Below are 12262 nucleotides of genomic sequence, written 5' to 3'. Positions count from 1 at the left end.
CGTGTCATACCTACATCCGTGTAGGCAAAAAAAAGCCCTACATTGTAGGGCTAAAAAGTTGGGGTGTTGTCATATCCATGATAACTATCTTTAGCGAGCACTTGCTTAAAGACAAGACAAAAGGTAACAATGGTTTGTTACAAAACGATGAAATTGTTAAATATTGTTGGCAAAATAAAGCATGACCGAAAAAAAGTTACAACACTTTTACATTGCTGAAGAACAATCGATTTATTTGCTTAGTCATAAAGATGCCGCAAAGCTAAAACAGTGGGTTGAATTATGCCAACAACAGCTTAAACAACTGGGTTATCACAATACATTCTTGTTAGGAAAAGGGGCATACGGTTTTGTCTTTAACGGTGACAATGACCAAGGTCAACGTTATGTTTTTAAATTTTCGCGAATAAACTTACCCCAGCATGTGCAAGACCGTCTTGCCGATGAAGCTGAAATTCAAAGTGAACTTGATCACGAACGCATTCCTAAAGTTGTTGAATACCATAAAATTAAACGCCAAGGCATTTTGCATATGGCGCGAGCACCCGGTATCGATTTAGAAAAATACTCTCATCAACACGGACCATTGCCGCCAGAGCTTATTGTTAACATTGCGGTGCAACTTGCTGAACTCTTGCTGTATTTACGTAATAGCAACTTACATGGCAAGAAAAAACCTTATGTGCACGGCGATATAAAGCCATCAAATGTCGTTTTTAATGAAGACAACGGCAAAGTCTATTTAGTTGACTGGGGCTCGTCTGTAACCGCACAACTTGATATTAACGGGCAAAGCACGGCCAACAATATCATGGACTTAATGAGTAGCGATTTACAACATACTAATGCCCGTTTAGGTGATGTTTATTTTATTGGCCCCGAGCAGCTAAATGGCGGTTTGTCTAGCCCACGGTTTGACGAGCAAGGTTTGGCTGCCACGTTATACGCACTTGCCTCAGGGCAAAGCTGTAGATACGGCCACCAAATTATTACGCCAAGCTCGTTAGGTTTACCTAAAATATTAGCGCTGACTATCGAAGGAATGTTGAGCGACGACGAAAAAAAGCGCCGACAAGCGGGCGACTATTTATTTGGTCAACTCAAGCAATTAAAACATATGGTATTGGCAAAGCAGCCAACCAAAATGCACATTACGCCGTTAATTCCTGTTTGGAGTAAAGCCTTTGTCGCTGATATTGATACGGTAGTTTACGGCTCTCGAAAGTCATTTTTACGTGAGTCGAGCGATAGCGACAGCTTGTCGGGTATTGATGACGTGCAGTTAGAGAAGTATTACAAAAACTTTTTAATGGGCATGGGCGATACAGAAAAAGCCTTTGTTGCCGCAGTTAGTCGTTTAGGTAACTTTCCTGTGGTTGGTGGCTTGGCGATCCGCTGGCAAAAAGACGGCGTTTATATCGACTCAAACCTTACCTTATTTGATCCTAGCTTAAAGTATTCATTTCAAAGTGCGGTAAATAATATGGTGCATTTAGCACAAGGTATTTTCCGCGAAGGGGTGTTCAAAAGCTGTTTATTTAACGCCAGAAATACCCTGCACGTTGAGCGAGAAGACGAAAATGTCGACTTTGTTGCAGCGCCAGAGCAATATATTCCTTTTGATATTAGTGATGTGCCAGATCTCGAAGATGAAGCAAAAGCGCATTCTTATTTTGAAGATGGTAAAGACCCTGATGAGTATTTACATTTTCCACCAGAAGTAATGGCCGTATTTAAACGTTTAAATAGCATTCACCACACCGGCTGTATTATTTTTGAAGTACTGCCTAAACATTTAAAAATACACAGCTATTTAATGTTACTTAATCCTGAAAAAGCCGACGAATTTAAAAGCTGCCTTGCTGAGCTATTACAGTTATTACCGACAATTAATGGGCAGGGCATTGCCGGCTTTATGAAACTTCCTTATAAAGACACGCGTTTTTTCGAACATATCAATAAGTTGCCAGATAAGTTTTATCCGCGAAACCCAAAAATTCAATAAAAGCACAGCACTAACATAAAAGTTGTGCAATGCTTAACATCTGCTTTAACAAAACTGGAGTGCATTATGGCAAATAATATTGGCGACCTTGCATGGGTAGACTTAACCGTAGATAACGCAGAGCAAGTAAAAGGCTTTTATCAGCAAGTCGTTGGTTGGAAGACTGAGCATATTCCCATGGGCGATTATGACGACTTTGCCATGGTGTCTGAAATTACCGGTGAAGCGGTTTCTGGCATTTGTCATGCTAAAGGTGTAAATGCCGATTTACCGCCTATGTGGTTACCGTATTTTTTAGTCGCAGATATCGCATCGGCAGTTGAAGATGTTTCAGCACTTGGCGGCAAACTACTTACGCCGATTAAAAACATGGGCAATGACCGTTATGTGGTGATAAAAGACCCTGCCGGCGCTGCGTGCGCGCTTTATCAAAAAGGCGATAAAAGCTAACCTTTTTATAAAGTATGACCAGAATGATCTTTTAAAAAACAAGGTTTAGTAGTGCTGGCATTGAGATGTGAGTACAGGCATTATAGTGCCTTAAATAATAACAATAAATTGCAGTTTTACAGGTAATACGGTAGTTAGATGATCGAAATATATGCAGGAAAAACAGCGCTTGAAACCATTAAACAGCAAGGTTTTAAACAAGAGTTGTTTACATCTTTTTTAGGGGCTTCTGGCGGCCCTAAATGGTTTACTTTGTAAAGCTAAACACCGACATTTAATTGTTAAAGTTATAGAGCCTTGTTATTAATTTCACTTCGTAAAATTATTCTGTAAAAAAAGTAAAATCTAGCGTAGATGGTAGTCACCATTGCAGTCACTCTACATAAACTAATAACACTGCTTTGAAAGAGCAAAGCTGCAGTTCTATATTATACTTGTACCTGATACATAAATATCGAAGCCAATTAATCTATAGGCTTGCCAATATCAAAAAAAATTACCTTAGAGTAATATTATTCGAATAAACCATAGTCATGCTTTAACTTTAACATTATGGATTTATTTGTTTTTGATTCGTAATATGTTTAAAAAGTGAAAAGGGATTTTATGCTTTCTAATGGGTTTGAGTTAACAAATTTATATATAGTTTTTATAATGTTATGTGCTATTTATTCATTTTCTATTAACCGTTCTTTTCAGAACAATGATAAAGAAATTAAAAAAAACTTAAAGTTAATGGGCTTCAAAATAAATAGCAAAGTCACAGAAAACGCTATTTTATTTTTGTATACCATTGCTTCCCCTGTCTTCAAAGAACTAGGCTTATCTTCTTTAGCTGCAAGATCAAAACAATATTGCACCATTTCGTGGCTAACGTACAAAAAAGAAGAAAAGTTCAGTTTTATGATTTTCAATATTTCTAGCGGTAATCATGAGGGTTCACAGTTTGATAGTGTTATCGTGATTACTTTTTATGACATAGAAAAAGACAGAAGTGAAATAAATAAACTAATAGAGACAATTGATTTACCTGAATATACCGAGCTAATTGATGATGGTAAGTACATATCGCTCCTTATAGAAAACAATTCAATAACCCAAAATAGTTTAACCAGTATTCTGCACTCTATGGGCTATAAATTAAATAATAAAAAACATAACATTTCTTCCGTTACTAAATCAGAGCATGTTAGAAGTAAAATAAAAGATGTTCTTAATAAAGTATGGGTAACAAGATCTTTTCTCTTCATACTTTGTTTATATTGGGGAAATATAACACTTTATTCTGTTACCACGTTGAGCCTGAACCTTCCAGATGACGGTTATCCAATCCCCATATTTTGGGAAGAAAGCCCTCTAGTCTTTACTGTAGTATCTCTAGTTCAGCTATTTTTTCTATATATATTATCCAAACATTTTTTGTCTTCTTTTATAGAAGAGGATGAACACCAAAAATCTAAATTTACTTTTATTTACTCACTTATTATAGCTTGCTCATTTTTGTCTCTTAATTACTTTTCAGGTATTCAGTTGGAAAACAGGTACGCAATGGAGAGTTATAGGTTTGAAAAAGCCGCAGAACGAAGTCTTAAGCAAAATTCCAACATACCAACAGTTGAATTTAAGGCCAAAAAAATTCCTTTAGTATCTTTATCATTAATAGAGTTAACTAAAAATGCTGAATTTAAAAAATTGGAATCAATGTTAAGTGATTATCATGATCAATTAGATAATGATATTGCGAATGATATGTTCCTTTATAAAGCCTACCTTTCATTTGCTATAGAAGACGAGAAACTATTACGTCACATTATGCTTTGGAAAAAATCACAGCCTGTGAATCCTCAACCATTACTTGCAGAAGCTTTTTATTACTTCGGTAAAGCATGGCGAGTAAGAGGTACAAAGCGTATCAGTTTAACGCCAGAGAAGAATATTAGAGAAATGAAAGTTTTGCTATTACATAGCAAAAAATTATTAGAAGAAGCCTTTTTTGAGCAAAGTTATAAGCTATTATCGAGTGCGTTACTCATTGATGTAATTAGACCAATAGGTGATAACTCTTCTCTAGAGAAGGTATATGAAAATGCATTATTACAATTTAAAGCATCTTATTTACTCAGATATAGATTTTTGATTTCATTGCAACCTAGGTGGGGAGGGAGTTACAGAGCAACTCAGAATGTTATTGATGAAGCTCAAAATTATAGCGATACCAATAAACAACTTATTTTATTAAAAGGATATTTATTTGAAGAAGCTGGAGATATTTTAGCAATTGATGGTTTTCACAAAGATGCAGGTGATTTTTATACATTTGGCTTAAAATTCGGTAAAAATCCAACTTTATTATGGAAAAAAGGGAAAAGTGAATATAGACAAAAAAACTATTCATCGGCACTATCTTATTTTAATCAAGCTATAGAGCTAAATAGTAATGCCCATGATTATTATAGTTGGCGTTCCTCTACTTTCTATCGTTTAAATAAATTCGCAGAATCAAAAAAAGATCTATTGTTGGCTAACTCCCTTCAACCAAATAAAGAAAGTTATAATAAACGAATTCAGGACCTAACTGACAAACTAACAAAAATGAAAGGAAGAGCTAATTATAGGGAGCATTATGGTTTTTCATTAGATGGAAAAGCTTTAGATACAAAGTTAATTCCTAATAACAAAGATCTTAATAGGCAGGATGTTATCCTTTATATGGGGGCTTTGAATTCAATAAAAAATAATGATGTTGAATCGGCAGCAATAAAATTAATTGAAGCTATTGAGGTTAACCCTCGTCAAATCAAATATTACTTAACATTAGATATGGTTTTAGGGCAATCAAAACAATGGACGGTCATTATTAATTATTGGAAAAAGTTTATCGATTTATACCCAAACAATGGGCGAGCACATTTTGAGATTAGTGGAACTTATTATCATAATAAAGACTCAGAAAAATCTTTATATCATATGAAAAAGGCTTCAGATTTAGGATACCCTGAAGCAGAAACAACTTATAAACGTTTAATGAGGCAAAGGTGAAAATGAATATGCCTAAAAAAGCGTTTACACTAGATAAAGTATAACGAAACTGATTGTAGGATTTAACTTGATACTTGATTATAAACAACTCAAAAATGTTAAAACAAGGCAGAAAAGTTAGCATTCTAAGGCGGAGCCCTTCTGACATATTGAGCTTTCAGTTGCCATTGGCTAATTCAATATTATATTCTAAAAAATCACTTTGTTAATACTTACTAAGGTTATATTGCTTTAATGATTGAAATATACGCAGGAAAAACTGCTTTAAAAACCATCCAAGAACATGGCTTCAAACAAGAGCTTTTTACTAGCTTTTTAGGAGCCAGCGGTGGCCCTAAATGGTTTACCTTGTTTGGGTTAGATAAGTACTTGTTTGGTGATTTTTTTGCGCAGCGAACAACACCGCTTAATATTGTTGGATCTAGTGCAGGCGCATTTCGCGCGGCATGTTTTGCGCAAAAAGACCCGGTAGCCGCTATTGAAACCTTAGCCAAAAACTATTCTGAAACAGTATATTCTGCCAACGCAACGCCGCAAGAAATTACCTTTAAAGCACGTCAATTGCTTGATACCGTTTTTGGTGATACAGGCGTTGCTGAAATAATTGATAATCCTATTTTTAAAGCGCATTTTATTGTCGCTAAAACTAAAGGATTAACCTCATCAGAAAATAAATTGTTGCAAGGCGCAGGGTTGCTAACTAGTTACATCCTTAATCGCTTAAATCGTAAGTTATTATCGAGCCAATATCATCGTTATGTGTATCAGCCCCAAAGCAGTAATTTAGTGATCAACGACCCTTATGGTTTCGACACTGAACATGTTAATTTTACCGAAAATAACCTTAAAGATGCATTGTTGGCTTCCGGTGCTATTCCTATGGTAATGCAAGGCATTAAAAACATCGCAGATTCACCAAAAGGCATGTATCGTGATGGCGGAATTATTGATTATCATTTTGACTTTAAAGTTAAAAACTCAGGCTTAGTTTTATACCCGCACTTTAACGCTAAACCTAAAGCCGGTTGGTTTGATAAAAACTTAAGCCGTAAAGTGTCAGCCGACAACTATGATAACGTGGTGATGATTTGTCCGACACAAGCTTGGATAGAAGCATTGCCTTATGGCAAAATTCCCGATCGTACCGACTTCACCAGTATGGAGCCTGCGCAGCGCATTAAATACTGGCAACAAGTGTTTGTTGAAACTGAAACCTTAGCACAGTCTTTAGATGACTTTATTCATCAGCGCCGCGCTATTACGATTAAAAGCTTTAACTAATAAAATCGCGTGTTATAAATTTGCTTCGCGAAAACTCGCGCCAACACTTGGCAAAAATAGTGTTTTGTAAAGTTTGGTAGCGTAATCGTCGGTCATGCCTGCAACGTAGTCGGCGATAACTCGATGATGGTTCAGTCCGTTATCTTTAGCGTATTGCCAACGTTTAGCGCTATTGCTTGGCAGTAGCCGCATTGGGTCTGAAGCTAAGGCTTCAAACAACTCCATTACAATTTGCTGTCCGCGATACTCGATGCGTTGAATGCTTGTTTGTTTAATAACAAAATTAAAAACAAAATCTTTAAATATTTGCAAAACTTTAGCGGCAACTTTGGGAAGCCGGGCGTTAAACTGCAGTAATGGCTCGCCAAAATTTGTATTAAGCAACTGATTTAAATCTTGAAGCTCGATCGCGGTAATTAAATAATTCACTAAACCGCCAATGGCATCTTTTTGTTTATGATGCTGCTCGCTAAATAATAATTGCGCTAACGGCTGTGCATATTCTTGTACCCAAGCATCGTCGGTAGCAATTAACTTAGCAATAACTTGCTCTTCAAAGTCGTTTCGACTAACCACACCTGTGACAATTGCATCTTCAAGATCATGAATACCATAGGCGATATCGTCGGCAAGCTCCATAATGGAACAATCTAACGATTTATAGCGGGTTTTATGATGACAGCCATTTTTACTTTTTACTTGTTGAAATTCAGTTTTGTCCTGAAGTGATAACGGCTGTAAGACCCAGTTTAAAACGTCGGCATCATCAAGGTAAATACCTTTTGCAGGGTGCCAGTCTTGCGCTTTTAATTGACGAAAATTACTCGGCGGGCGTTCTTCACTTGGCTGATTCAGCTGATCCAGTGTTTGTGGGTATTTTAGTAAACCCAGCAAAGTTCGTCGGCTTAAGTTCATGCCATTTTGTTCACTAAAAGGTTCAAGTTTGGCGACTATACGCAGGGTTTGCCCATTACCTTCAAAGCCGCCATGGTGGCGCATCATATAATGCAGTGCTACTTCACCGCCATGACCAAACGGCGGATGACCAATATCATGCGCCAAACAAAGTGCTTCAATTAATGTATCGTCGGTAGGTAAAAGTTCAGCGCATTGTTGTGGATATTTTGATTTTAACTGGGCAACTATCCCAGAGCCGATTTGCGCAGCTTCTAATGAGTGGGTAAGGCGTGTACGGTAAAAATCACTTTGGCCACTGCCCATCACTTGGGTTTTTGACTGAAGCCGCCTAAATGCGGCAGAGTGTAAAATTCTGGCGCGATCACGCTGAAAAGGGCTACGGTGATCATGTTGACGTTTTGAAACCGTTTTAAGTCGGCGTTCTAACCACAAATTTTCCATATACAATTCTCATGTCGTGTTATTATTTGCACGCTCAATGCGTAAATTTATCAAATACTTGCTTAAGCATAAAACTAATCGCTCAATTACTATACTATACTTAACTTTTAATAAAGGGTAGTTTGTTGAAGTGCTAGCTAAATCAACTAATTAGATATGAGATGAAACGAGTTAATCCACGCCAATTACTATTGAAAAACCTGATCTTGATTTTGGGAGCTTGTTTTTCTGTTTTTGCCTTTGCACAAGCCAAAATTGAAATGACTGCCGGCTTACCTAAACCGCCCTTTATTACTAAGCATAATCAAGGCATGCAGCTTGACATTGTCCGTGCGGCGCTTGCACTGCATGATATTGAAGTTAAATTTGTGCATATGCCATTTGGGCGAAACATCTCAAGTTACCAGCGCTTTAATTTTGGTGGCGTTTTAACGGTCAAACCGAATAGCGAAAATAACGGCATGTATACGTCAAAGCCTTATATTCGATATCAAAATGTTGCGGTGTCACTGACTGAAAATAATTTTAATATTTACAGTTTGAGTGAATTGGCTGGCAAAAAAGTGACTGCGTTTCAACGGGCAAAAAAATACTTAGGTGCTGAGTATAATAAAGGCATTGCAAAAGCGAGTATTTATCGCGAAATTGCAGAGCAGGCGCAACAGGTTTCTTCGCTATTTTTAAATCGTTCAGATGTGATTGTGTTAGACATTAATATTTTTAAATATTTTGTCAATCAAGATCAAACCGGCAGGTTTTCAAAACCTTATACCATTCATTATTTATTTGACGAAACCAACTATTCAGCGGGCTTTCGCGACCCTCAAATCAAAGAAAAGTTTGACCAAGGCATAGCAACACTGAAAGCTTCGGGTGAATATAAAAAAATTCTCGACCGTTATATTGATTAAACTGTCACGTTCTTAACGTGTTGTGTTTTTAGTACTATATTTCTAGGATGAATGTTTTGTAAATTAATCAAATACCTATTGCTCAAACATAATACAAAGATCAATAGCCCCTAATAAATGGAATTTAAATAAAATGGAATTTAAATAAAATGAAATTACTTCAAACCCTTCTGGTGTCTTTGTGCTTCTTTATGCCTACTCCTTCTATTGCCGGATCAAACCTTGTATTTTGTGATAGCTGCAATATGTCAACACAGCAAGATGTCGCCGAAAGTATGTTGACGGTAGCTAGTAATGAGCTGTTAATTTATAACAAAAATACCGAACAGTTGACAAAGTGGGCGATGAAATCACGCAAGAACAGTGAAAACTACCACGAGATTCGCGCAAAATTTTATAACCAATATGTCGTTCAAGTTAACTTGACAGCAGCAGAAGATAGTTTAAAAACAGCGATAGACTCATTGAATCGACAATATAAGTTTGACCTTGAGAATGAGCAAATGAAGGAGAGCATTACTTTAGAACACCCAATATTAACTGATGCAACTGACGCTATTATTACCCCAAAGGCTTATATAAAAGCGGTTTACAATAAGCTTGTCGAACAAGAAAGATGGTATAGATTACAGCAAAATATTGACCAATTTCAAAAGAAGAAACAAGATGCCAAGGTGAAAACCGCAGCTATCCCCTCAGCTTTATCAGCAACATTAACAAAAGGTCTTGGCTCAAAAAATTATTTGATTCATATTGCGCACCCTAATAAGACAAGCGTGCGGTTAGGTATTGATACCACACAAGATATCAGTGATAAGTATTATAAAGCCATGTTCTATGTTATTGCTAAAGATGCACGTAACCAAACCATACCTGAAGACAAATCAAGCCTAATTGCTAATGCAGATAAGACGTATGATGGCAATGATTCTGATATTTTTGCTCTGGCCGATTTTATTCAGCGCTTCGAAGGTGTTTCTGTTAATGAGGTGTGTGCAGAAAGAACCGCGCTTAGCTGTCAAAACGGTGGGCGCAGAATTAATAGTAAAGGGAAGTTAAGCTATGACGTTATTTGTTCACTTGGACAGCAAAACCTTTGTAATTAGATCTAGGGTCTGTTGATCTTTGATGTTTAAATTAAATGCTTTTTGATCGCGGCGCAAGCAGCATTTAAACGAATCCGTAGGACAGCGTTTATTAACCATTTCTACTTCGTTGCCCCACATGGATGTGGGGTAAGGTGACTTTGCAGGAGCATAAAGCCTTTATCGCCTATTAGAGTAGAACAACTACACAACATAGGCTCTGCCTTGTATAAAAGGCTAATAAACTGCTGCAAAAATAATTAGCAAAGATCAACAGACCCTAAGTTAATTTAAAAACTTTGAACTTATTGAGAAAACACCACTCTTACTTTACAGAGTGTTATCCCTTAGTGTTTCATGTTTTTTTAGCGCGTTTGATTAAACGCGCTTTTTTTTGCCTAAATTTTGGCGATAGAAAGGATTAAACTTAATTAAACGTTAGCAATAAATATCGCCCGTTGCGGGGCAGGGTAACCTTCAATGGTTTTACTGTTATCGTTCGGGTCTAAAAAGTCTTGCAACGATTCTGTATCAATCCATTCGGTTTTGCGTTGTTCATCAAGGGCGGTAACGTCAGTATTTACCATACGCACATTATGAAAACCGCAGCGCTCTAGCCATGCGCACATCGCTTTTCCACTCGGCAAAAACCAGACATTGCGCATTTTAGCGTAACGCTCACCCGGCACTAATACGGTATTTTCATCGCCATCAACGATCAAGGTTTCAAGCACCAATTCACCGCCTTTGGCAAGCTGTGCTTTTAATTGATATAAAAAATCAATCGGTGAACGGCGATGGTATAACACGCCCATGGCAAATACGGTATCGAAAGCCTTTAATTCTGGTAAGTCTTCAACGCCAAGTGGCAGTAAATTTACGCTTGGGTCTTGCACAAAATGTTGCACCGCTTGAAATTGCGTTAAAAATAATTGCGTCGGGTCAATGCCAACCACAAATTTTGCGCCAGCACCGCGCATACGCCACAAATGGTAACCACTGCCACAGCCAATATCTAATACGTAGCGGTCTTTTAAATTACTAATGTGCGGTACTAAGCGATCCCATTTAAAATCTGAACGCCACTCGGTATCTATATGCAAACCATGAATATGGTAAGGGCCTTTGCGCCATGGTTTAAACTTTTTAAGCAAGTTTTCTAAGCGTTTATATTCACCGTCATTAATATCTGCTTTTTCACCAACGACAACCCCTTGACTTAAATCGACACTCGATGGGCTTGTTTTGGGTAATGCCGCTAAGGTTTTTTGCCACTGGGCAAATTCACCATGCAAATTATGTTGTTGCCAATGGCTTAATTGCGCTGGCAGCGTATTTAACCAATGGCTAAGTCGATTGGTGGCAATTTGTTGATAAAACGTATTGAATGAGGTCATTTGATCGCTATTAAAGAAAAAAAGTTAAAACATTGAAACCAAGGAGTCACATGATTAAAGCCGGCATGGCTTAGTCGTTGTTGATGCGTTGATAACGAGTCTGGGCGCATCACATTTTCAAGGGCAGTGCGCTTTTGGGCAATTTCCAATTCACTGTAACCATTGGCACGTTTAAAGTCGTGATGCAGGTCAATGAGCAGTTCGTTACAGGTATTGTCTTCAGCGGTAATTTTTTCAGACAATAGCAATAAGCCGCCAGGTTTTAATCCGTCAGCTATGGTGCTGATCAGTTGCTGACGTTTGGCAGGCTCAATAAATTGCATGGTAAAATTTAACACCACCATAGAGGCATTTTGTATTTTAGTTTGTAAAATATCACCTTCTATTATTTCTACGGGCGTTTCGCCTTTAAACGCATTTACGTGAATTTTACAGCGTTCAACCATAGCGGCTGAATTGTCAACGCCAATAATTTTTGCATTGTTAGCGCTTATGCCGCGGCGCATGGCAAGTGTTGCTGCGCCCAACGAGCAACCTAAATCGTATACGTTTGAATCATCAGTAACAAAGCGTTGGCTTAGCCTACCTATGGTATCAATAATGGTATTGTAGCCGGGAACAGAGCGGCTGATCATATCAGGAAAAACTTCAACAACTTGCGCGTCAAAGGCGAAGTCTTTGATCTGTTTTTGCTGATTTGAAAAAATTAAATCGGGTTCTGATGGCTGCATAAAA

9 protein-coding genes and 1 pseudogene are annotated in these 12262 nt (G+C 37.5%); 7 read left to right on the top strand and 3 right to left on the bottom strand.

The genetic code is table 11. From position 1 onward, the window contains the following. Nucleotides 1–181: 181 nt before the first annotated feature. The 5 genes and pseudogenes from ACRRSQ_RS09025 to ACRRSQ_RS09005 all read left to right on the top strand — a co-directional run bounded on the left by ACRRSQ_RS09025 (nucleotide 182) and on the right by ACRRSQ_RS09005 (nucleotide 6775). Nucleotides 182–2005, top strand: coding sequence for a protein kinase domain-containing protein (locus ACRRSQ_RS09025; protein WP_440875406.1), 1824 nt, complete (start codon nucleotides 182–184; stop codon nucleotides 2003–2005). Nucleotides 2006–2071: 66 nt separating this feature from the next. Continuing rightward, nucleotides 2072–2455, top strand: coding sequence for a VOC family protein (locus tag ACRRSQ_RS09020; RefSeq protein WP_440875405.1), 384 nt, complete (start codon nucleotides 2072–2074; stop codon nucleotides 2453–2455). Nucleotides 2456–2593: 138 nt separating this feature from the next. Then, nucleotides 2594–2710 (top strand): annotated as a pseudogene (locus ACRRSQ_RS09015) (patatin-like phospholipase family protein); the annotation flags it as partial. A 351-nt stretch (nucleotides 2711–3061) separates the two neighbouring features. Further along, nucleotides 3062–5494 carry a tetratricopeptide repeat protein gene (locus ACRRSQ_RS09010; protein ID WP_440875404.1) on the top strand — a complete coding sequence of 811 codons (2433 nt, stop codon included), beginning with the start codon at nucleotides 3062–3064 and terminating at the stop codon, nucleotides 5492–5494. Between the two features lie 234 nt (nucleotides 5495–5728). Further along, nucleotides 5729–6775, top strand: coding sequence for a patatin-like phospholipase family protein (locus tag ACRRSQ_RS09005; protein WP_440875403.1), 1047 nt, complete (start codon nucleotides 5729–5731; stop codon nucleotides 6773–6775). Nucleotides 6776–6787: 12 nt separating this feature from the next. On the opposite strand, the gene ACRRSQ_RS09000 is transcribed toward ACRRSQ_RS09005, so the two are convergent. Next, nucleotides 6788–8134, bottom strand: a complete 1347-nt coding sequence (locus ACRRSQ_RS09000; RefSeq protein ID WP_440875402.1) for an anti-phage deoxyguanosine triphosphatase — start codon at nucleotides 8132–8134, stop codon at nucleotides 6788–6790. 161 nt (nucleotides 8135–8295) lie between these two features. On the opposite strand from ACRRSQ_RS09000, the gene ACRRSQ_RS08995 reads away from it, so the two are divergent. Continuing rightward, nucleotides 8296–9045, top strand: a complete 750-nt coding sequence (locus tag ACRRSQ_RS08995) for a substrate-binding periplasmic protein (RefSeq protein WP_440875401.1) — start codon at nucleotides 8296–8298, stop codon at nucleotides 9043–9045. 149 nt (nucleotides 9046–9194) lie between these two features. Beyond that, nucleotides 9195–10151, top strand: a complete 957-nt coding sequence (locus tag ACRRSQ_RS08990; protein ID WP_440875400.1) for a hypothetical protein — start codon at nucleotides 9195–9197, stop codon at nucleotides 10149–10151. Between the two features lie 410 nt (nucleotides 10152–10561). On the opposite strand, the gene cmoB is transcribed toward ACRRSQ_RS08990, so the two are convergent. Further along, nucleotides 10562–11527: a tRNA 5-methoxyuridine(34)/uridine 5-oxyacetic acid(34) synthase CmoB gene (cmoB, locus tag ACRRSQ_RS08985; RefSeq protein WP_440875399.1), complete on the bottom strand. Its 966-nt coding sequence runs from the start codon at nucleotides 11525–11527 to the stop codon at nucleotides 10562–10564. Beyond that, a complete protein-coding gene (cmoA, locus tag ACRRSQ_RS08980; RefSeq protein WP_440875398.1) occupies nucleotides 11524–12258 on the bottom strand; it encodes a carboxy-S-adenosyl-L-methionine synthase CmoA in 735 nt (244 codons plus the stop codon). The genes cmoB and cmoA overlap by 4 nt, the downstream gene beginning before the upstream one ends. Nucleotides 12259–12262 lie beyond the last annotated feature (4 nt).

The organism is Thalassotalea sp. PLHSN55 (assembly GCF_052030545.1).
In the GTDB taxonomy this organism is placed as follows: domain Bacteria; phylum Pseudomonadota; class Gammaproteobacteria; order Enterobacterales; family Alteromonadaceae; genus CANMXU01.
Note: the sequence above shows the minus strand (reverse complement) of the source record. Positions and strands in the feature narration are given on the sequence as shown.